Source organism: Marinoscillum sp. 108 (assembly GCF_902506655.1).
Lineage (GTDB): Bacteria > Bacteroidota > Bacteroidia > Cytophagales > Cyclobacteriaceae > Marinoscillum > Marinoscillum luteum.
In genome coordinates this window covers 2,709,970-2,732,158 of the sequence record NZ_LR734808.1, presented here as the reverse complement: position 1 = coordinate 2,732,158, position 22,189 = coordinate 2,709,970, and the positions used below count along the sequence as shown (strand labels likewise).

General features: G+C 47.0%; 21 protein-coding genes and 1 riboswitch. Of the genes, 11 read left to right on the top strand and 10 right to left on the bottom strand.

Translation table 11 applies throughout. From position 1 onward, the window contains the following. Window positions 1-2: 2 nt before the first annotated feature. The 5 genes from GV030_RS10955 to GV030_RS10935 all read left to right on the top strand — a co-directional run bounded on the left by GV030_RS10955 (window position 3) and on the right by GV030_RS10935 (window position 3,537). Window positions 3-842 carry a phytoene/squalene synthase family protein gene (locus GV030_RS10955; protein ID WP_159583774.1) on the top strand — a complete coding sequence of 280 codons (840 nt, stop codon included), beginning with the start codon at window positions 3-5 and terminating at the stop codon, window positions 840-842. Continuing rightward, on the top strand, window positions 839-1,537 hold the full coding sequence (locus GV030_RS10950; RefSeq protein ID WP_159582348.1) for a lycopene cyclase domain-containing protein: 699 nt from the start codon (window positions 839-841) through the stop codon (window positions 1,535-1,537). The genes GV030_RS10955 and GV030_RS10950 overlap by 4 nt, the downstream gene beginning before the upstream one ends. A gap of 21 nt (window positions 1,538-1,558) precedes the next feature. Beyond that, window positions 1,559-2,404 (top strand): 4-hydroxy-3-methylbut-2-enyl diphosphate reductase, encoded by an 846-nt coding sequence (locus GV030_RS10945; protein WP_159582347.1) that lies wholly within the window; start codon window positions 1,559-1,561, stop codon window positions 2,402-2,404. Between the two features lie 2 nt (window positions 2,405-2,406). Further along, window positions 2,407-2,883: a sterol desaturase family protein gene (locus tag GV030_RS10940; RefSeq protein WP_159582346.1), complete on the top strand. Its 477-nt coding sequence runs from the start codon at window positions 2,407-2,409 to the stop codon at window positions 2,881-2,883. 147 nt (window positions 2,884-3,030) lie between these two features. Continuing rightward, a complete protein-coding gene (locus GV030_RS10935; RefSeq protein ID WP_159582345.1) occupies window positions 3,031-3,537 on the top strand; it encodes an NUMOD4 domain-containing protein in 507 nt (168 codons plus the stop codon). A gap of 265 nt (window positions 3,538-3,802) precedes the next feature. Here GV030_RS10935 and rpmA read toward each other — a convergent pair whose 3' ends face one another. Continuing rightward, complete coding sequence (gene rpmA / locus GV030_RS10930) at window positions 3,803-4,069, bottom strand: 50S ribosomal protein L27 (RefSeq protein ID WP_159582344.1); 267 nt, start codon at window positions 4,067-4,069, stop codon at window positions 3,803-3,805. A gap of 6 nt (window positions 4,070-4,075) precedes the next feature. Beyond that, window positions 4,076-4,387 carry a 50S ribosomal protein L21 gene (gene rplU, locus GV030_RS10925; protein ID WP_159582343.1) on the bottom strand — a complete coding sequence of 104 codons (312 nt, stop codon included), beginning with the start codon at window positions 4,385-4,387 and terminating at the stop codon, window positions 4,076-4,078. 473 nt (window positions 4,388-4,860) lie between these two features. Between rplU and GV030_RS10920 the strand changes: the two genes are divergently transcribed. Beyond that, a complete protein-coding gene (locus GV030_RS10920) occupies window positions 4,861-5,850 on the top strand; it encodes a ribonucleoside-diphosphate reductase small subunit (RefSeq protein WP_159582342.1) in 990 nt (329 codons plus the stop codon). A gap of 38 nt (window positions 5,851-5,888) precedes the next feature. Then, a complete protein-coding gene (locus tag GV030_RS10915; RefSeq protein ID WP_159582341.1) occupies window positions 5,889-8,282 on the top strand; it encodes a ribonucleoside-diphosphate reductase subunit alpha in 2,394 nt (797 codons plus the stop codon). A 69-nt stretch (window positions 8,283-8,351) separates the two neighbouring features. Here the strand turns inward: GV030_RS10915 and GV030_RS10910 are convergent, their stop codons facing one another. Together GV030_RS10910 and GV030_RS10905 are read right to left on the bottom strand one after the other, a co-directional pair. Further along, a complete protein-coding gene (locus tag GV030_RS10910) occupies window positions 8,352-8,765 on the bottom strand; it encodes a hypothetical protein (RefSeq protein WP_159582340.1) in 414 nt (137 codons plus the stop codon). A 72-nt stretch (window positions 8,766-8,837) separates the two neighbouring features. Then, window positions 8,838-10,328, bottom strand: coding sequence for a helix-turn-helix domain-containing protein (locus GV030_RS10905; protein WP_159582339.1), 1,491 nt, complete (start codon window positions 10,326-10,328; stop codon window positions 8,838-8,840). A gap of 105 nt (window positions 10,329-10,433) precedes the next feature. Between GV030_RS10905 and aceB the strand changes: the two genes are divergently transcribed. Together aceB and aceA are read left to right on the top strand one after the other, a co-directional pair. Continuing rightward, complete coding sequence (gene aceB, locus GV030_RS10900; RefSeq protein ID WP_159582338.1) at window positions 10,434-12,047, top strand: malate synthase A; 1,614 nt, start codon at window positions 10,434-10,436, stop codon at window positions 12,045-12,047. A gap of 7 nt (window positions 12,048-12,054) precedes the next feature. Next, window positions 12,055-13,326 carry an isocitrate lyase gene (gene aceA, locus GV030_RS10895; protein ID WP_159582337.1) on the top strand — a complete coding sequence of 424 codons (1,272 nt, stop codon included), beginning with the start codon at window positions 12,055-12,057 and terminating at the stop codon, window positions 13,324-13,326. A 49-nt stretch (window positions 13,327-13,375) separates the two neighbouring features. Here aceA and GV030_RS10890 read toward each other — a convergent pair whose 3' ends face one another. The 6 genes from GV030_RS10890 to acs form a co-directional block, all read right to left on the bottom strand. Then, window positions 13,376-14,353, bottom strand: a complete 978-nt coding sequence (locus GV030_RS10890) for an aldo/keto reductase (protein WP_159582336.1) — start codon at window positions 14,351-14,353, stop codon at window positions 13,376-13,378. A gap of 21 nt (window positions 14,354-14,374) precedes the next feature. Continuing rightward, a complete protein-coding gene (locus GV030_RS10885; RefSeq protein WP_159582335.1) occupies window positions 14,375-14,644 on the bottom strand; it encodes a Trm112 family protein in 270 nt (89 codons plus the stop codon). Further along, entirely contained in the window at window positions 14,641-15,249 is a 609-nt protein-coding gene (locus GV030_RS10880; protein WP_159582334.1) for a thiamine phosphate synthase, read from the bottom strand. The genes GV030_RS10885 and GV030_RS10880 overlap by 4 nt, the downstream gene beginning before the upstream one ends. After that, window positions 15,246-16,307 (bottom strand): AIR synthase-related protein, encoded by a 1,062-nt coding sequence (locus GV030_RS10875; protein WP_159582333.1) that lies wholly within the window; start codon window positions 16,305-16,307, stop codon window positions 15,246-15,248. Before GV030_RS10875 ends, GV030_RS10880 begins: the two co-directional genes overlap by 4 nt. Beyond that, window positions 16,304-17,011, bottom strand: coding sequence for a class I SAM-dependent methyltransferase (locus GV030_RS10870; protein WP_159582332.1), 708 nt, complete (start codon window positions 17,009-17,011; stop codon window positions 16,304-16,306). The genes GV030_RS10875 and GV030_RS10870 overlap by 4 nt, the downstream gene beginning before the upstream one ends. 87 nt (window positions 17,012-17,098) lie before the next feature. Then, window positions 17,099-17,194: riboswitch (TPP riboswitch) on the bottom strand. Window positions 17,195-17,248: 54 nt separating this feature from the next. Beyond that, complete coding sequence (acs, locus tag GV030_RS10865; protein ID WP_255465320.1) at window positions 17,249-19,198, bottom strand: acetate--CoA ligase; 1,950 nt, start codon at window positions 19,196-19,198, stop codon at window positions 17,249-17,251. Between the two features lie 262 nt (window positions 19,199-19,460). Here acs and GV030_RS10860 point away from each other — a divergent pair, with 262 nt between their 5' ends. Further along, window positions 19,461-19,856 (top strand): hypothetical protein, encoded by a 396-nt coding sequence (locus GV030_RS10860; RefSeq protein ID WP_159582330.1) that lies wholly within the window; start codon window positions 19,461-19,463, stop codon window positions 19,854-19,856. Further along, window positions 19,856-22,189, top strand: coding sequence for a PAS domain-containing hybrid sensor histidine kinase/response regulator (locus GV030_RS10855; protein WP_159582329.1), 2,334 nt, complete (start codon window positions 19,856-19,858; stop codon window positions 22,187-22,189). The genes GV030_RS10860 and GV030_RS10855 overlap by 1 nt, the downstream gene beginning before the upstream one ends.

The following is a 22,189-nucleotide window of genomic DNA, read 5'->3' as shown; positions in this document are numbered from 1 at the left end:
GCATAATGGATCTATACACCCACACGGCCCTCCAATGCAGCAAGGTTATCACCAGAAACTACAGCACTTCGTTTACTCTGGGCATACAAACACTACATAAGAAATTTCACATGCCCATTTATGCCATTTATGGGTTTGTCAGGTATGCCGATGAGATTGTGGATACCTTCCATGATTTTGACAAAGCGCAACTCCTGGCCCGGTTCAAGATGGACACGTACCAAGCCATTGACGAAAAAATAAGTCTGAATCCTGTCTTGCACTCATTTCAGCTCGTCGTTAATCAATATCACATCGGGCATGACCTCATCGAAGCCTTTCTGCATAGTATGGAGATGGACCTGCAAGGTGAATCCTACAACCAGGCCGGATATGAAGAATACATATACGGCTCTGCAGAAGTGGTAGGCCTCATGTGCCTGCGGGTATTTTGCGATGGTGACGGTGCAGAGTATGACCGCCTGCAACCTTCCGCCAAACACCTGGGCGCGGCATTTCAGAAAGTGAATTTTCTCAGAGACATCAAGAGCGATTTCAAAGAACGGGGAAGGATCTATTTTCCCGGAGTAGACTTTTCCAATTTCAGCCAGGAGGATAAGAAGAAAATCGAAACCGATATAGAACAGGACTTCAAAGCCGCCCTGATCGGCATCAGACAATTGCCACCACCAGCCCGTGCCGGTGTGTATCTTGCCTATATCTACTATTTGCAGCTATTTAAGAAAATCAGAAAACTATCAGCTTCCAGAATACTCTCTGAGCGGATCCGGGTACCTGATTTCCAGAAAATGGTCCTGCTGAGCAAAACACTCCTTATGCACCGCCTCAAACTTCTGAGATGAAATCGCTCTACCTGCTGCTGCACATTTTCACCCTCGCGTTTCCGCTCATTCGCTCGTTCGAGCCACGTATTCAGTATGCCAAAAAATGGCCGACCCTATTTCCAGCCATATTCATCACAGCCGCATTCTTCATCACGTGGGATATCATCTTCACCCAAAAAGGGGTCTGGGGCTTCAATGAAAATTATTTAATCGGAATATTTCTGTGGGACCTCCCCCTGGAAGAATGGCTCTTTTTCATAAGCGTGCCCTTCGCCAGTGTGTTTATCTATGAGTGTGTCAGGTACTTTCTACCCGGGATCAAAACCGGCAGAAGCTTCCGGATCCTTACAGTTTCGATGGCCTTTTTGTTATTGGTGATGGCCGTGATAAACGATCAGAAGGCCTACACCTTTTGGAATTTCATCTTTGCAGGTTCATTTCTCATCCTGGTCGCGCTCATGAACCCACACTGGTTAGGCAAATTCTGGGTGGCCTACAGCATACATCTCATCCCTTTTCTTTTCATCAACGGAATATTGACCGGGAGCTTTCTTGAGCAACCAATTGTTTGGTATAATAACAGGGAAAACCTGTACTTCAGAATCTTCACCATTCCTATCGAGGATTTTGTTTATGCTTTACTTTTATTACTTATGAATATCACGTTCTATGAAGTCTTAAATAAATATTACATACGCATCAAACATAAATAATCAACACACAGTTGTAGTCGCATGTTAAGCCTAAAGGTACAAATAGATCAAAATTCGGGATTCTGCTTCGGAGTGGTTTATGCCATAGAGATGGCCGAAGACATGCTGGAAGCAGAGGGTCACCTGTATTGCCTTGGGGACATTGTGCACAATGATGAAGAAGTGAAACGACTGGAAGCCAAAGGCCTGAAAATCATTAGCCATGATGACCTTCTGAGTCTGCGTGACGCCAATGTGCTGATCAGAGCCCATGGGGAGCCGCCCAGCACCTACCAACTGGCCATTGAGAATAACCTGACCCTGATCGACGCCTCCTGCCCCGTAGTACTGAAGCTTCAAAACAGGATCAAGAACTCCTTTGACAAAAAAGACAAGATCTACATCTACGGAAAGCATGGCCATGCGGAGGTGATCGGACTCCTTGGGCAAACCAACAACGAGGCGGTGGTTTTTCAGAGTCTCGATGAACTGGATCTGGACACATTACCAAAATCGATCACACTCTATAGCCAGACCACCAAAAGCACAGACGCATTCTACGAAATCAAAGCAAAACTAGAGGCGGCAGGGATAACACTCAACACCCACGACACCATCTGCAGGCAGGTGTCCAACCGGGACAAAGAACTTCGGGCCTTTGCTCAGCAATATGATCACATCATATTTGTATCCGGCACCAAATCCTCCAATGGAAAAGTGCTGTACAATATCTGCAAGGAAAACAACCCACGGACCTATTTCATCAGCAACAAAACTGAACTACAAAAAGAATGGTTTACAGAGCACAGCAGCATTGGTATTTGTGGAGCCACCTCCACGCCCATGTGGCTGATGGAAGATGTTCGTGATGAGCTAAATACTTATTAGAAATGAATTATTTCATCCATACTGCCCTGGTTGTCGGTACTTTTCTCCTGATGGAAGCTGTGGCCTGGGCCACTCACAAGTATGTGATGCATGGGCCACTCTGGAGCTGGCACCGATCACATCACAAAAAACATCCCCATGCATTGGAAAGGAATGATCTTTTTGCATTGGTCTTTAGTGCCCCTTCCATACTCCTTATTGTGGCAGGCTTTGAGCTCCCTGAGTGGGCATTTTTAAAGTATGTGGGGTTTGGCATCATGGGTTATGGCCTGTTCTATTTTGTTTTTCATGATATCATTGTACACCGCCGCATCGATATCCCATACAAAGCCAAAAACAAGTATATGAAGCGAATCATGAAGGCTCACTACGTGCATCACGAAACCCACACCAAAGAGGACGCTGAGGCCTTTGGGTTCCTGTACGCGCCAAAAAAATATGAAGCAAAAGAGGATCAAACCATTAGAAGAAAAAAATAGCAGTTTCCTCAGCAAATATTGACCATTCACCGAAAAGACACCCACTTCTCATTACAGTTATCAGAAAAGAATTATTTTTACCATTCATTAAGCGAAAAATCTCACTAAGAACCAGCTTGTTTTTAAACACATTTACTAACAAGCACCATGGCAAACCAAACAGACGAAATCTGGAATCCTATTGATGGTTTCAGTAATTATGAGATTTCTAATAAGGGAAAGATTAGAAGCAAGACACGCAAAACCTGGCACAAGGGGAGCAAAACCAACATGACCATCAAAGGCAAATTGATGAAACAACGTTGGAACAAAATGTGCAAATGTTACTTCCTGGATTTGATCGATGACGAAAAGAGAAGACGTACAGTCTATCCGCACAAAGAAGTAGCCAAGGCATTTTTGGAAAACAACGATCCGGAAACACTCAACATGATCATCCATGAGGACAACAACCCTCGTAACAACAAGGCTGATAACCTGAAATGGGTGAGTGCTTCAGATCATATGAAATGGCAGTTTGAAGTGGGCAACAAAGACAACTTCAAAGTATGGAAAACCAGAAAGAAAAGATACAAAAACGGATTCAAGCCCGACACTGTATTGCCTGGCAGACCTAAGAAGGCCAAAGAGGAAAAAGAACTCGTTGCCGGTTAAAAAAGCACATGGTCCTTTATGCAGATAAAGGACCATTTTTTTTGCATAAGGGCCCGCAAGAAAATGAAGGGTAAGTAGCCATCACTTGGATTGAGGTATATAAGGTATCAGGTCACTACTTCATCATCCACCTTTAATGCAGTCTCCCCACAGGAATTCCGCTTGATCCGAGCTCAGGCTGACAAAGCCATCAACCCACCCAGGGCACAAAAAAACCCGTTACGAGAGTATCGAAACGGGTTCTTAGATTTCTTTGAAGTAGTTATTACTCAGCTGCTGCAGCCGGGTCTACATGAACGTAAGATCTGTCCTGTCTTCCTTTACGGAATCTCACAGTACCATCGATCAGCGCAAACAAAGTATGGTCTCTACCGATGCCCACGTTTTCACCTGGGTGATGCTTAGTGCCTCTCTGGCGCACAAGGATATTCCCTGCGATTGCTTTCTGGCCACCGTATATTTTTACACCAAGTCGTTTACTTTCTGACTCTCTTCCGTTTTTCGAACTACCTACACCTTTCTTGTGTGCCATGATTCTTTAACCTTTAATATCTTCTATTAATACTTTAGAGAAATTCTGACGATGACCATTTTTCTTCTGGTATCCCTTTCTTCTCTTTTTCTTGAATACGATTACTTTATCGCCTTTCACGTGTCCCAGGATAGTACCGGATACTTTGGCACCTTTTACTGTAGGGGCTCCTACTTTTACTTTACCGTCATTGTCTACCAACAGCACTTGATCAAAGTCAACCTTAGTTCCTTCTTCTCCTTCAAGTAACGGTGCGTACACAAAGTTGTCTTTCTCAACTTTGAATTGTTTTCCGGCTATGTCTACTATTGCGTACATGTTTTTTGTTTGCTTTTTCAAAAAGGAATGCAAAGATATGGGTTTGTATATTAATAATCAAACTATCCTTTAGCATAAATATAGGTTAAAAAAAAATTCACTTTTTTTTCACTTTTCTAAATGCCCCTTTGCAGCGTTTTTTAATGAAGTTTTGATTGGCCAAAGATAACTTAAACATCTTTTTAACAGCCAGTTATCAAATATTTTATCTTTTTTTCACCCCTCTTTTCCCATCCCCGGGGCGCTTGATTTTTCCACGGACTTTTTACACATTTGTAAACGCAGCTAGAAAAAAATAAACCACTTTTCGCTTCGGGCTGTATCCCAAACCTTAGCAAAACACTCAAAAAGGGCGATTTCGATAAATCGACCCCCAAATGTTTTGTCGGTGTGGATAACTAGTTTTGATTGTGGATAACATTGTGCGTATTCAACTTGTCTAGTGGATAAACATTGAATAACTTAAGTGACCTATGAGCCAAGCAGTAGAACCATTACTTAAAGAAAACCCTAATCGCTTCGTCTTATTCCCCATACAGCACAATGATATATGGCAATTTTATAAACGAGCCGAAGCAAGTTTCTGGACTGCAGAGGAAATCGACCTGAGCCAGGATCCTAAAGATTGGGCTTCTCTCAATGATGGTGAAAGGCATTTCATTAAACATGTACTGGCATTCTTTGCAGCCAGCGATGGCATCGTCAACGAAAACCTTGCCGAGCACATGGTGTCTGACGTGCAGTACACAGAAGCCAAGTTCTTCTACGGCTTTCAGATAGCCATCGAAAACATCCACTCAGAAACCTATTCCTTATTAATAGATACCTACGTAAAAGACCCTAAAGAAAAAGACTCACTTTTCCACGCCATAGATACGATGGACTGTGTGAAGAAAAAAGCAGACTGGGCCCTACGCTGGATCGATAAAGGAAACTTTCAGGAAAGACTGATCGCATTTGCCGCCGTGGAGGGCATCTTCTTCTCCGGTAGTTTCTGTTCCATCTTCTGGTTAAAGAAGCGAGGCCTCATGCCCGGACTCACTTTTTCAAATGAGCTGATCTCAAGAGACGAAGGTCTTCATTGCGATTTTGCTTGTCTGCTGTATAATAATCACATCAAACACAAGTTACCTAAGGAGACAGTCACAGCCATTATAGAAGATGCTGTGATCATAGAAAAGGAATTTGTAACCGACGCACTTCCCGTGAAACTGATCGGGATGAATGCTGACCTCATGTGTCAGTATATAGAGTTTGTCGCAGACAGACTTTTGATGGAGCTCGGTTGCTCCAAAGTGTACAACTCCACCAATCCATTTGATTTTATGGATATGATCTCCCTTCAGGGTAAAACCAATTTCTTTGAGAAAAGAGTAGGTGAATACCAGAAAGCCGGAGTAATGGACAGTGGCACTGGCAACAACGACGATAAAGCCAAATTCAGTTTAGACGAAGACTTTTAATGAACCGTAATTTTCCATCCCAAATCGCCTTATAAGAAATGTTAGTAATCAAGAGAGACGGAAGACGTGAATCCGTAAAATTTGACAAAATAACCGCCAGAATTGAAAAACTCTGTGATGGTTTAAACTCGGACTTTGTAAAACCAGTGGAGATCGCCAAGAAGGTGATTGATGGTCTGTATGATGGAGTGACCACCATTGAGTTGGACAACTTGGCTGCCGAGATCGCTGCCACGATGACCACCCGTCATCCGGATTTTGCGAAGCTTGCCGCTCGCATATCTATATCTAACCTTCATAAGGTGACTGAAGAGTCTTTTTCGAACACCATGAAAAGACTGTATACTTATGTTAATCCTAAAACTGATGAAAATGCAGCTTTGGTGTCTACCGAAGTATATGGCATCATCAGGGCCAATGCCAAGCGATTGGATGAAGCAGTGGATTATACCAGGGATTACAACTATGATTTCTTTGGGTACAAAACCCTCGAAAGATCATACCTGATCAAATTGGATGGAAAAATTGTAGAAAGACCTCAGCACATGCTGATGCGGGTTTCTGTGGGTATTCACATGGATGATATCGACGCAGCGATAGAAACCTACAACCTCATGTCTGAAAAGTGGTTTACACACGCCACACCTACGCTCTTCAATGCGGGGACTCCCAAGCCACAGCTTTCCTCATGCTTCCTGCTCACCATGCAGGATGACAGCATCGATGGTATCTACGATACCCTTAAGCAGTGCGCTAAAATCTCACAATCAGCTGGTGGTATAGGTCTCAGTATTCACAACGTAAGGGCTACAGGCGCTTACATCAAAGGCACCAACGGTACCTCTAATGGTATAGTGCCTATGCTCAGAAACTTCGACATGACTGCCAGGTATGTGGATCAGGGAGGCGGGAAGCGCAAAGGAAGCTTTGCCATCTACCTGGAGCCCTGGCATGCAGACATCTTTGACTTCCTGGAACTGAAGAAAAACCACGGAAAAGAAGAATTGCGCGCAAGAGACCTTTTCTATGCACTTTGGATTCCTGATCTTTTCATGAAACGTGTGGAAGAAAATGGCGAATGGTCACTCTTTAGCCCGGATGAAGCACCCAACCTGTATGAATCATACGGAGATGAATTTGAAAAACTTTACGAAAAATACGAGAAGGAAGGCAGAGCCAGAAGAACCATCAAAGCGCAGGAGCTTTGGTTCGAAATCCTGGAATCTCAGATAGAAACTGGCACACCTTACATCCTTTACAAAGACGCAGCCAATAAAAAATCAAACCAAAAGAATCTTGGCACCATTCGGTCGAGCAACCTTTGTACTGAAATCATGGAGTACACCTCCAAAGATGAAGTAGCGGTGTGCAACCTGGCTTCCATTGCTTTGAACAAGTTCGTCAATGAGAAAGGTGAGTTTGATCACCAAAAACTCTATGAAATCACCAAAGTAGCTACGCGCAACCTGAACAAGGTGATCGATGTAAACTACTACCCGGTACCGGAGGCCAAAACCTCCAACATGAGACACAGACCTATAGGGATCGGTGTGCAGGGATTAGCTGATGCGTTCATGTTGATGAAGCTTCCATTTGACTCCCCTGAGTCCAGAAAACTCAACAAAGAGATCTTCGAGACCATCTACTATGCTGCTATGGAGACTTCCATGGAGCTGGCTCAGAAAGAAGGTCCGTACGAAACCTTCAAAGGATCACCAGTATCCAAGGGCATCTTCCAGTTTGACATGTGGGGCATTACTCCCGACTCAGGCAGATGGGACTGGTATGACCTGAAGCAAAAAGTAAGAAAGCACGGCGTGAGAAACTCACTGCTTTTGGCACCTATGCCTACAGCTTCTACTTCACAAATCCTTGGAAACAATGAGTGCTTCGAGCCTTACACCTCCAACATCTACACCAGAAGAACCTTGTCTGGTGAGTTTATCGTGGTGAACAAACACCTGATGACTGACCTGATCAACCTGGGCTTGTGGGATGATAGAATGAAAAACCGCATCATGACGGCCAATGGATCTGTACAGGGCATTCCTGAGATTCCTGAAGACATCAGAGAGCGTTACAAAACCGTTTGGGAGATTTCTCAGAAGTCCATCATCGATATGTCAGCAGATAGAGGTGCTTTCATCTGTCAGAGCCAGAGCCTGAACATCCACTTGCTGGATGCCAACTTCGGTAAGATGACCTCTATGCACTTCTATGCCTGGAAGAAAGGTTTGAAAACGGGTATGTATTATCTGAGAACCAAGGCTGCCACAGATGCCATCAAGTTTACGCTGGAAAAAGAAGGCGCAGCTCAGCCCGAAGGAAAATCAAAGCCTGCGGCAGACCCTGACGCTGATAAAACTCAAAATCAGGCAGCCATGCAGTGCTCCCTCGATGATCCGGAAGGATGCGAGATGTGCGGAAGTTAAAAATTTGCTATTTTGATAATCGAAGCCTCACTGAAAAGTGAGGCTTTTTTTATGTCCCATGGCCAGCAATCAAGGCTTCTTTTGATAGAAGTAAGAGGAATCAGTGTTCATCGTCAGCTGCTCTCCATTCATCTCCACCAAATCAATGACAATATGGTCACACCCGGCCGTTTCCTCATGTACCAATACTCTGAGCGTATCCACATCCTCATTCCCATAATCCAGATAATATTCATTGCTCTCAGTCACCAGAATCAATGTCACCTGAAAAAGCGAGACCAGACTGTCAGAAAAATTCCTGATCTCATAAGGAAACTCCGCTCCGTCACTTGCGGTCAGCTCCCAACTCAAAAACTCAAGGTATGATGAATCCTCCTGGCTAAAATCCAACTGCACCAGAACATCCGGAGGACGAGAAGCACACTTCCTGAAATCACAAGAACCCAGTAAAAACATCAAAATAATCCAAACTGTAGGCCTCATAAAGCTTTGTATGTCAGTAACTAACACAAAGATAAATGCTATTTCAACTGAATTATATCGCCTGCCTCAAAGTTATTTCTCTATCCCCAGTAGCGTAGAAATGTCCTCCTGAATCAAGTGCTCTTCCGTTTTGGCAGCATGTACATAAGGCTCCACCGCACGCTCCTTACAGTCCATGATGGGACAGCGCTCACACGTTGTATTGACTTCACGCCTCACGATGTTGGGATCCCTCAAAAACTTAATTCTTCGCTCGAGGGCGCCATCCACCAGAAAACCAATGGTCACACTTACAGCCTCCTCAGGGTTAGACACATTGGGGAACGCGATGGACAGGCACAGGTATTCATTGGTGGTGCCATGGTAAAATGATCGCTGAATACCCGCCAGGTATTTGATGTCCGGATCAGATTCTCGTGCTTTATATAGATCCCGAATAACATCCAATGAAATCCATCGTCGACAATAATGTTCGTTCAGCTCATTGCCATGCGGGTTATGAAGGCGCGTGAGGTGCAGCTCTTTGGTCAAAGTAAAATAATCCGGTCCTTTCCCCACAAATCGCAGGAAGAACAAATTCTCATAGCCAAACACCGCAGGAAGGATATTGGTGAGGCGCTGCATAATCATCTCGGGGGTCACATCGTACTTATCCAAAAAACCCAGTAGCACCTTCGGATCCCATACTTTCATATCGCCCACCGCCCTGATGTCCCTTACGACCTCCTCCTGTGGCATCATGAGTGCCGCTGAAAAATAGGAAGCCCTGTAATTGTTAAGAATCTCCTCAAACGTATGGTCACCATAAGGTGGTGTGCTCATTGGCCTGTTCTTTACCTTAGTCCACTGAAAGGCAATTTCACGACCCAGAAGAAAATTCATCTGACCGGAGTTGAGCCCCCGGTTGATATGTAGCAGGCGTTGTTTTTCATCATATAGAGAGCGCACGTTACGCAAGGAAGGGTATTTCTGGAGTTCATCCATCCCCGTGCGAACACCTATTTCCAGTAAAATACCCGTTAGCAGCTTTTCATTGAAAGGAATCTCCTTGAGCTCCGGAAATTCCAAATGAAGCTCCTCTACGGCCTCTTCCAAATCGGCAAAGTAATTCTGATGCAGCTCCTGATAGGATCGGAGGGCTGCATAATAGAAACTTTCTTGCTTCAGCTCAAAATTGCGTGACACCTGAAGCACAGTATTGACGAAAGCATTGATTTTCTCCGGATCATAAGAAATGATCTCAACCAGCTTCTGAGGATTCAAGCCAAACTGCTCCAGCGGGAAGGCCTTAAAAAAATCAGACTGGATCAGGTTCACTATGGGTTCGAGTTTCCTCGGCACCTTCAGTGATACCAACTCATCATAGCTCACCCCGAGGGCTTTAGCCAGAATCATGATTTTATCTCCTTTGGGGTATTTCTTTCCATTTTCAATCTCACTCAGGTAAGACAGTGACAGGCCGGTCTTCTCACGCAGTTCCTGATAGGATATCCCTTTTTCATTTCGGATTTCCTTGAGTTTGAGACCGAAAATGAGCTTGAATTCAAATATCTCTTTGGGCATTCGCCAAAAATAATTCAAAAAAGCGAAATAAAAGTATTAGCGAAATTTCGCTGTTTAATATATTTCGCTATATTTGATCATGTTTAATCAGATAATCACCTTATTATGATCACAGAAGCACACATCCCGGAAACCCAAACACCCCTGGGAATCCAGATAAAAGGAGCCACACCGGCCCCTTACATGGAGATCCTCACTCCTGAGGCACTCGAGTTTTTACAGGCACTCCACGTGCGTTTCAATGAGCGACGCAAGAAGCTCCTTCGCGATAGGGTCATTCGTCAGGAAGCTTTTGATGCAGGGGTCATGCCCAATTTCCTACCTGAAACACAGGACATCAGAGAATCAGACTGGACAGTGGCACCCATCCCTGAAGACATCTGGGACCGACGTGTGGAGATCACCGGGCCGGTAGATCGTAAAATGGTCATCAATGCCCTGAACTCTGGTGCCAAGGTATTCATGGCAGACTTTGAGGATAGCAATGCGCCCTATTGGTCCACCAACATGGAAGGTCAGATCAATCTCCGGGACGCCATCCGCAGAGAGATTGAATTCGTAAACCCCAACGGGAAAACTTACCAGCTCAACAAAGAAACGGCCACCTTATTCGTGCGCCCCAGAGGCTGGCACCTTGAGGAAAAGCACCTCCAGATAGATGAGCAACCCGCTAGCGGAGCGCTGGTAGACTTTGGACTCTACTTTTTTCACAATGTACGTGAACTGATCAAAAGGGGATCTGGCCCATACTTCTATCTGCCTAAGCTGGAGAGCCACCTGGAAGCACGCCTTTGGAATGAAGTATTTGTGTTCGCACAAAACTATCTCGGCATTCCTCAGGGCACCATCAAAGCCACGGTATTGATAGAAACGCTCCCTGCAGCCTTTGAACTTCATGAAATCCTGCACGAATTGCAGCATCATTCTGCCGGATTGAATTGTGGTCGTTGGGATTACATTTTTTCCTACATCAAAAAATTCAGAAACAATCGTCATAAAATTTTGCCGAACAGAGATCAGGTCAATATGACGGTGCCTTTTATGAAAGCCTATTCTGACCTGGTGATCCAGACCTGCCACAAGCGCGGGGCCCATGCCATGGGCGGAATGGCCGCACAGATTCCGATCAAAGACGATCCGGAAGCCAATACTGCCGCCCTGGAAAAAGTACGCCTGGACAAACTCAGGGAAGTCATGAACGGACATGATGGCACCTGGGTGGCCCATCCAGGGCTGGTGTCAGTGGCTAAAGAGGTCTTTGACCGGCACATGCCCTGGCCCAATCAGTTTCACAACCTGCGTCGCGATGTGGATGTGACTGCTAAGGACCTGGTGCAAACCCCCACCGGTACCATCACCGAGGAGGGAATACGCACCAACATCAACGTGGGAATTCTCTACGTGGAAAGCTGGCTCAGGGGAGTCGGTGCAGCAGCGCTATACCACCTGATGGAGGATGCCGCCACGGCGGAGATTTCACGCTCCCAGCTCTGGCAGTGGATTCACCGCCACTGCTATACCGTGAGTGGAGTAGCCATCACTGTGGATCTGTATGAAAAACTCAAGCGAGAAGAATTGGTGAAGATAAAAGCCATGCTGGGAGAAGAAACTTATCACTCCGGCCGATTTGAAGAAGCCATAGAGATCTTCGATCGCCTCGTGAAGAATGACACCCTTGAAGAATTTTTAACTATTAACGCCTATACCTATTTAAACTAAGATGATCATGAAAACCGAAAGAATCCAAAAAATCCAAAAAGACTGGGACGAGAACCCCAGGTGGAAAAACATCCATCGCCCATATACCGCGGAAGAAGTGGTCAACTTGCAGGGATCTGTCCCAATAGAGCATTCCATCGCCAGAATTACGGCCGAAAAACTATGGAAAAAGCTGAATGACAAACCCTTTGTGGCGGGGCTGGGTGCCCTCACCGGCAACCAGGCGGTACAGGAAATTGCCGCTGGCCTGGAAGCCATCTACCTCAGTGGGTGGCAGGTGGCTGCGGACGCTAACCTCGCCGGAGCCATGTACCCCGATCAGTCACTCTACCCGGCTGACTCTGTTCCCAGTGTGGTTAAGCGCATCAACAATGCCCTACTCCGAAGAGATCAGATCGAAAACCTGAATGGAGACAGCAGCATTGACTGGCTGGCGCCCATCGTTGCTGATGCAGAAGCCGGATTCGGAGGAAACCTGAACGCCTTTGAGCTGATGAAAGCCATGATAGAAGCCGGAGCTGCGGGTGTCCACTTCGAAGACCAACTGAGCTCAGCCAAGAAGTGTGGTCACCTGGGCGGAAAGGTACTGGTACCCACGCAGGAGGCCATTGACAAGCTGGTAGCAGCTCGCCTGGCCGCAGATGTGATGAACACACCAACGCTGTTGATTGCCAGGACGGATGCAGATGCCGCCACGCTTATCACTTCTGATATTGACAAGCGTGACCACCGGTTCCTGACAGGAGGTCGCACCAATGAGGGTTTCTTTGAAGTGACCAATGGAGTAGAAGCCGGAATCGCCAGGGGACTGGCTTACGCGCCCTACTCAGACCTCCTATGGATGGAAACATCCAACCCGGATTTGGGTCTGGCCAGAGAATTTGCGCAGGCCATCAAAGCGGAGTTTCCTGATCAGATGCTGGCTTACAATTGCTCACCATCGTTCAACTGGGCAGCACACCTGACTAAATCCGAGATGTTTACCTTCAGGGAAAACCTTGCAGAAATGGGATACAAGTTTCAGTTTATCACGCTGGCAGGATTCCACGCACTCAACACTTCCATGTTTGAGCTCTCCAAAGCTTACAAGGAGCGTGGTATGGCCGGGTATTCCGAGCTTCAGGAGCGGGAGTTTGCGCTGCTGGACTCAGGTTTCAAAGCTGTGAAACATCAGGCCTTTGTGGGTACGGGTTATTTTGACGCCATTCAGAATACCGTACAGCAAGGAAGGGCTTCCACCGTAGCCATGGAGGGAAGCACTGAAGTGGAGCAATTTTAAAATAATGTGTTCCTGAGTTTGTAAAAACCGGCCCTCTGGGTCGGTTTTTCTAGTTCCAGGCCAGGCTGGCTCGCTCAGCCCAATAATGCTCTGGTTTCACCTTCAGGCCATCCAATACCCTGATGTCTTGCTGAGAGAGTTTGATTTCAGAACCTTTAACATTGGAAATGAGATGTGCCGGAACAGCCGCACCACTCAGCACCACTGACACAAATGGCTTGCTCAGGACGTAAGCCAGTGCAATGGCATCCTCGGTAACCTGATAGCTCTGGGCCATATCTGTGAGGGTCTTTAAATAAGCCCCGGTACTCCTGCTTGTCAACCTGCCATTGGCCAGTCCCTCTTTGACAATTACTCCCAATCCCCGATCAAAGGCCTTTTGCAAGGCCTCGCCAGCAGACTGCTCCAAACAATTATAGGTGGCCTGCACTGAGCCAAAAAGTGGCTTTCCTCCCACCTGCACCGCAAGGGCCTTCTCCAACACCACACTTTGCTGGACGCCGCTCAGAGAAAGTCCGATCACATAACCCATCTCCCGAATTTCCTCCAGACGCTGCAGTACTGCCCTGTTCTCCAATACACCACTCTCCAGGGTGGCTGAGTGAATCTGATAAATTTTCAGTGCGGTGCCCAAACGCTGCTCGCTCTCCGGCCATTGCAGATTCAAACGCTCCAGAGTATGCTCCTTCACTTCATGCTTATCCGCCTGCACGGACCAGTCCGCGGTGTAGTAGTATCCCCATTTTGACCCGACCACCACCTCTTCCCGAGGGTGGGCCATAAGCCATGTGCTCAGGAAAGTTTCCGCCTTTCCATAAGATTGAGCAGCATCAAAATAATTAATCCCCTGGGCTCTGGCCAGGGAAAGCATCGCATGTGTTTGAGCTTCCATTTTAGATGGATCATACTCACTCCCCAGGTCTTCGCGGTGACCCAGGTTGATATAGCCGGGCCTGCCCAGTGCCGCAAGGCCGAGCCCCATACATGATACACTGCACCCTGATTCTCCGAACATTCTGTATTCCATATGTTCGAAGCTAAAAAAACACTACGATTCTACCTTCTCGGTCAGCCGGAAATTGGTGACTTCTCCCTTTCCCAGTCCCCATCGCTCCAGTATGGGAGTTTCCAGGGCCGGCTCACGGTATTCATCAGGCGACATGATCGGAATACCATGTACAATGGGATAATACCTGCCACAGGAGGTGCAGGTCATGAGCCCTTCGAGTATCTCCTGACCAGCTTCCTTGATCACTTTTATTTCCAGATCGCTCTTATCCAAAGGGCAACACAATTTCTTGAAAAATGCTTTCTTCATGGTTTTGATATGATTTGATTAAACTTTATGGTCGTGTCCAGCGGATTCTCTGCTTTCCACAATGCGGATATCAGGGCAACCCCTGACACTCCAAGCGATGCTATTACTCCGGCGTTTTCAAGACTGATCCCCCCGGATGCGAATACCGAACCGTCAAAATGCTCACAGGCCTCCCGCACAACATCCGGGGATACCAGCTCACAGGTATCCACCGATGAGGAGGGATACATCGCACAAAAACTGATATAGTCTACACCTTTTTTTCTGAGGGCCACCCAGTCGGCATGTGTACTCACTGTAAGGCCAATTATCTTTTTGAAAGTGCATTCCGGGCTCGGTAAATCCTCCTCCCTGTCGAAATGGACACCCTGAATGCCCGGTAGGGAGGCCAGCTCCAGATTGTTGTTGATCAGAATAGGTACCTGACCACACACCGCTTGCAACCTGTATAGAAACTCGTGACGATCCTGATCCGGATGCCAGTGATCCCACACCTGGATGGCACCTATGCCTCCACTCAGAATATGGAGTAATCTGTTTTCCAAGGCGTCAAACCCCTCAGCAGGATCCAGCACTAAATAAACTCCCTTTAGCTTCGGCTTCATTTCCATCCGCGATTTAGAGCGTCTAAAAAAGCCGCCCAATAAGGATCAACACCCGGGGGAGTCAATGGACTAGGTACTTCTCCAGCCAGCCATCTGCCGGCCCTTTCCTCCGTGACTTCCCCAATCTTAACCGCCTGGTGGCCGTCCTGATGCAACTGATTAATAATCCCGGACACCCGCCCCGGAGCTACCGCCAGAAGCAACGCACCTGCACCTACACTACGAAGAGGATCAATACCAAAAGCCCCACAAATACTGTCCTGAGCGTACCCCCGGGGAAGGGCTGCTACATCCACCTGAACTCCACACCCTGCAGCCGTCATCATTTCCCATATGGCTCCCATCACACCCCCCTCGGTGATGTCATGAATCGCTCGCACACCCTCCGAGTGAATCCCGACAGAAATAGCTGACATGGCGGCATCTACCGCTGATGATGCATAGAAGAGTGCCTGACCAGCCTCCAGTACCTCCTTGCCACATTTCTTAAGTATTGTTTCGGGAAAGCTAAGGGCCAGGATGGCGGTGCTAATAATGGCTGGCTCCTTCACCAGAATGAGACTATCGCCAGGACGAGCCATCCGGCTCAGCAAAACCTCTTCCGAGGGCATAGTGCTCATCATGGTCACTCCTCCTGAAATGGTACTATTCTGACCAGCAATCCTTCCGGTATGCCCACCAGTAATGGCCACTCCCAGCTGATCACAATAAGTACTGATGTGATTCCAATAGGAGTGAAACTCAGCCGCTGTGAAGGTTTCCGGTAAGTTGAGGCAAAACTGAGCATACTGGGGCAAACACCCTGCTGTGGCCACATCCGATGCTACCAAATGAACCGTCAACCATGCCGATTCCTGCAACCCGAGTGTTGGAATTAAAGTGGCAGGGTCAGTAGCCGTGACAAGCGACTGACCTCCATGAAGCGCTATGACACTTACATCCACGCCATATTGAGGGCCGCTTACCACCTCCTGTCTCACAGCCCCGGTGGATGGGAAAACGTGGCTTTTGAGAAAATCCTCCTGGATTTTGCCTGTATCCGGAAATCCTGAAATCATGGTTGATTCCTTTTGACATAAACACCGAAAAAATCACCTACTGGCACATGCCATTCCTGTACGGGAAACCACTTGGGCAATCCTGTACACTGCCATTCTACCGTATAATCTTCCCCCTGGAGAGCGATATCAATCACTTTGAGTAATGATTTTGGGGTGTAAAAATTGGCCGTTACATAAAAAGGATTCTTACCAACCATCTGCTGCATCCTGCGGCGCACATATTTGGGCGTGTTTCTGTTCATCATCCCGAAGACTATCCCGTGTTTGCCCACACGGGCCGCCTCCCTAATCACCTTCACCGGGTCTTTATAGTATTCAAAAGTGGTAATGAAGGCCACCGCATCGAAGGTGTTGTCACGAAAGGGCATGTGATGAGAGTCTGCCAGCACCAGGTCACCTCCGAAGAGCTGTCTGCCCTGAGCCAGCATGAAGGGACTCAAATCACCACCGGTAGCCTCTATCCCAATCTCGTGCCACCACCTGGTGAATCGTGTGGTCCCACATCCAAACTCGAGAAGTGTCTTCACCCTGGGGTCCTTTTGAAGCCGATCCGCAATAATTTTTTTCTGAAAAATCTCAGCACGCTTATACCGCCCCTCGTACCAGAGCTCATAGGTATCGGTGTGTTCGCGGTTGAAAAACCACTCTTTTCTGCCCTGCCAATTGGTCAGGTTCTGTTTTACTAACTCATCAAAAGCCATCTCATCATTTTTAAAAAATGGAATAAAAAAAACCGTACCGTCCAGGCATGCGCGGACAATACGGTTTATACTAATGACTTTATAATCTTACTACGAGTCAACCGATATTCCTACGCTGGCATTACCCAGATCAGGTTCAACGGGTATCATCTCAGCCGAATAACGGCACCCCGTGGTTACTTCAAATCTATACGCTAAAACCAGAACCAAAAAGGAATCCGGCTCCTTTCCATCAATTTATTTACTTGCTCCGTTCACAATAGCTTCTACCACCTCAGGATTGAGCAGGGTGGAAGTATCACCCAACTGATCTGCTTCCCCAGAAGCTACCTTTCGGAGAATCCTGCGCATGATTTTTCCGGAGCGGGTTTTAGGCAGTCCGGGAACAATCTGCACCTTATCAGGTTTGGCAATTGGCCCGATAATCTTGCTCACGGTTTCCCTGATTTCATTTTTCAAACTCTCTTCTGAGCGGCCCTCCATGTCACAGATCACGTAGGCATAAATCCCCTGACCTTTCACATCATGAGGGTAGCCCACCACAGCGGACTCGATCACCTTAGGATGCTCATTGATAGCATTTTCTACTTCGGCAGTGCCCATTCTGTGACCTGACACATTGATCACATCATCTACACGACCCAGGATTCTCAAATAGCCATCATGGTCCCTCTTGGCTCCATCTCCTGTAAAGTAGAGTCCCTTGTAAGTGGAAAAATAGGTCTGTTTGCATCGATCATGATCCCCATAGGTGGTTCTGATCATACCGGGCCATGGGAACTTGATACATAGGTTTCCCTCCACATTGTTTCCATGAAGCTCCTTTCCCTCGGTATCAACAATGATTGGCTGCACCCCGGGCAGGGGCAACGAGGCATGCGCGGGTTTGTTGGGGGTCACCCCAGCAATTGGCGCTATCATGATACCTCCGGTTTCCGTTTGCCACCAGGTATCTACCAAGGGGCAGTTTCCTTTACCCACATGATCGTGGTACCAGTGCCAGGCCTCCTCATTGATAGGCTCCCCTACAGATCCTATCACCTTCAGAGTGTCCATCTTGTACGGCTCCAGCGGCTCCAACCCATAGGCCTGAAGGGCACGAATGGCCGTAGGCGCTGTATAAAACTGATTGACCTTGTGCTTATCGATGATCTCCCAAAAACGACCAACATGCGGGTAAGTGGGTACTCCCTCGAACATGAGCGTGGTGGCACCAGCCAACAACGGGCCATATACGATGTAAGAATGCCCGGTGATCCACCCAACATCAGCCGTACACCAGTATACATCACCCACATTATACTGAAACACATTCACAAAGGAGTAATAGGTATAGACCATGTAGCCACCACAGGTGTGCACCACCCCTTTAGGCTTACCCGTGGATCCTGAGGTATAAAGGATAAAGAGCATATCCTCTGCGTCCATTTCTTCTGCCGGGCAATCCAGGGGCTGGCCCTTGATGGCATCACTCCACCAAATATCCCGTCCCTCCTTCATGGTCACCTCGGTATCTGTTCTTTTGAATACAATCACTTTCTCTACTGAGGTAGACTTTTCCAGGGCCTCATCCACCACACTTTTTACTCCTATGCTCTTGGCTCCTCTGTAGTTCCCATCTGAGGTCAGCACCATTTTAGCTTCACAGTCGTTGATTCGATCTGCTACAGCCGTGGAGGAAAATCCGGCAAACACTACCGAGTGCACCGCCCCGATCCGGGCACAGGCGAGCATCGCCACAGCGGCCTCAGGCACCATGGGCATATAGATAATCACCCGATCACCCTTCTGCACTCCCTGCGCCTTGAGTGCATTGGCAAACTGGCAAACCTGATGGTAAAGCTCCCTATAGGTAAGGGTAACGACCTCATCTCCCGGCTCATTGGGCTCCCAGATAATGGCTGGTCTATCCCCCATGATGAACAAATGACGATCGAGGATATTCTCTGTGATGTTCATTTTCCCATCTACAAACCAGTTGACATCTGGACCATCAAAATCCCACTTCAGTACCTTTGACCATGGCTTCTTCCAATGAAAAGACTCTGCCACTCTCCCCCAAAACTCTTCGGGCTGGAGAACGCTTTTCTGATATTCATGGATATAACCGCTCAGGGTTTGAATCTTGTGACTCATGTGTTTTGAATTTTTATGTTTTTGATAATTTAACGTTAGATAGGCCTTCAAATATCATGGATATCACTTACAATTCCTATGTGAAATTCCCAATTTGACAATGCTCCATCAGGTCCGCCCCAAAGCAAAGGCCAAATATTTTACCGGCATTTACTTAACGGCCAAAAGAATATTCCATTCGTCGCTATTCATCCTTGGTGAGAGGTTACTTCATTCATAGTCGTATCAAGGACAGGCCGAAAACAATCGTGCAATATGGTCATGCGTATTATCCATCCAATGACTATATTTATGAAACTGACCAAATCCAGACATGAAGACCAACAAGCTCCTAATTGCCACTCTGGCGTTATTCGCCGTAAATGTACCCGCTTACAGTATGGATGGAATGTCCTCTAGTAGTTTCAATATCACACTTGGACTTCTGGAACTCCCATTCCTGATCATGGCTGTTGTTTTTAGTTTCCTCAATGCAAAAAACCTCAAGGGAGGAAAATTTGGGACAGGAATGACCTACCTGGCCTGGGGATTTCTGGTGATGGCCGTGGGTCACCTTCACATGCAGATCGACTATCACTTTGGGTTTAACTTATTTAACACCCTGCTGGGTGAAAGTGGTGGTCTTATCGCCTGGTTTATTGCACTTATTCTCACATGGGGACTTTCCGGGTGGGGGTTTTATCAGATTTGGAAGGTAAGTAAATCCTGATGTTTAAGTCCCTTTACAAAAGATTGAGTTCCCGACCCCATGGGAACCTCTTGCGTGAAGAGCACAACCGTTTTATCGAATACATTAAATCCTTTGAAGCGCAAGGGATTTGGAACGAAAACCTGGACAATAGGATCAAAAGCCTGGCCAAGGAAAGCTTTGACAGTCAGCTTAACAGATCCGCAGGACTCTATCTCCTTTTCGAACATTCCTTTATTTACAAACAAAAAAATCCATCCAAATATCAAACTCAGCTGAGAAGAGAGATGCGGGGCCGGTTTCCCAATTTGGTGGACACGTTGTTTTTCAGAATCATCTTTAGTTCAGTCAATAATCAGGAGCGTGACCTGGCTTATCTGATTGTGGATCTGGTATGGTCCAAATACACCGATATGGTGGGCAACTCCAAAAACGAGCTCCTCAAAAACTACAAGTATCAGGTGGATAAAGCTGCGGAGCAGTTGAAATTTAACCAGCTCAACAGAAGTGAATTCAGGAGTACGGTAAAGTACGAAGTGTCCAGGCTTTATGAGTACCTCTGCCTCTCCATGGGCCAGGCCAAAATATCAGAGTGGCTCCAGGAGGCTTATCAGCTATTGGCAGACAATTATCAGTTTCTTGATGGCTTTTCACTCCTAATTGGCATTCTTCCCGAGCCCCTCCTGAATGAGCAGCAGCTGAGCCAGCTGAGCCGGGAGCAAATTCACGGTGTACTGCTGGAAAAAACCGAAAAGCTGGAAGAAACCAACCAGAAACTTCAGATACAAATCGCCGAGCGGGAGAAGATTCAGCGGGAGCTGGCTCAGAGTGCTGAAAGGCTCTACACTGTAGTGGAAAATGCCATGGACGCAGTGGTTCTGCTGGATGCTTCCGGGAGGATTACCTTTTGGAACAATCAGGCTGAGACCATTTTTGGATGGTCAAGTGAGGAGATCATTGGCAAGAAATTCTCGGAGCACATTGTACCGCCAGACCGAAAAGAGATCCTGGACAGAGGGTTGGATTTCTTTCTTAAAGGACAAAAAATGCCCACCATCAACCGAAGATTTGAGTTGGTGGGGCTTTCAAAAGAGGGGAAGCTCATTGACCTGGAGCTATCCATTGGTGCCAATCAGATTGGTGATGAGGTTATTTTCACGTCTTTTATCAGAGACATCTCAGACCGAAAGCGCTACGAAAAGCAACTCATGGATGCCCGGGACAAAGCGCAAAAGGCTTCTCAAACCAAGGCAGAATTTCTCTCAACCATGAGTCATGAGATACGCACCCCTATGAACGGCCTGTACGGCACCATTGAGTACCTGCTGTCAGAGAATCCAAGGGAAGATCAGCGGGAATCTCTGAAAATGATGAAACACTCTGCCAAGGGCTTGTTGGTGATATTGAATGACATCCTTGATCTTTCCAAACTGGAAGAAGGCCATGTGGAATTTGATCAGCGTGACTTCTCCATCCAGGAGCTATGCAACCGGACCATCTCCACGTTTATGCAAATGGCAGATGAGAAAGGAATCAACCTGACTCTGAACCTCCATCAACCCATACCCGGGCTCATAGGAGACCCCGTGCGCATTGGCCAGATCCTGAATAACCTCATTAGCAATGCCATTAAATTTACAGATGAGGGCTCAGTAGAACTAAGTGTAGAGTGCCTGGGGACGTCCAATGACTCAGTCAATGTGCGGTTCAAGGTTATTGACACGGGAACAGGTATTGCGCAGGCCGATCAGGAACGCATTTTCCACCGCTTTACGCAGATTGACAACTATGGAAAGACTCATCTGCGGACGGGAACAGGACTTGGATTGTCCATTTGTCAAAAACTCCTACAGCTTCAGGGAAGTGATCTTCAAGTAGACAGCTCCCCCGGAAAGGGATCCAGCTTCTTTTTCCAGCTCTCGTTTCCCAAATCGACCCAGAGAATTGCGCAGCATCCCACACCGGATGACCAAAAAAGAGACCTCTCTGGTGTCAGGGTTCTTCTGGCTGAAGACAACCAGATCAACCAGATCGTCGCCAAAAGATTCCTGGTGAAGTGGAACTGTGAAGTAGACATTGCCGATAATGGATTGATCGCCCTGGACTTACTGGCAGTTAACCAATATGATGTGATTCTGATGGATTTGCAAATGCCGGAAATGGATGGATTTGAAGCTTCCAGGGCCATCCGAAACCACAAGGATTCTCACATGAAACGAATCCCCATCATAGCGCTAACAGCGGACGTATTTCCCGAGGTGAAAGAAAAAGCCTTGCAATCGGGTATGAATGACTTTATGTCCAAGCCTTTCGACTCTGAAAAGCTCTACTTCACCATCGCCTCGAACCTATAA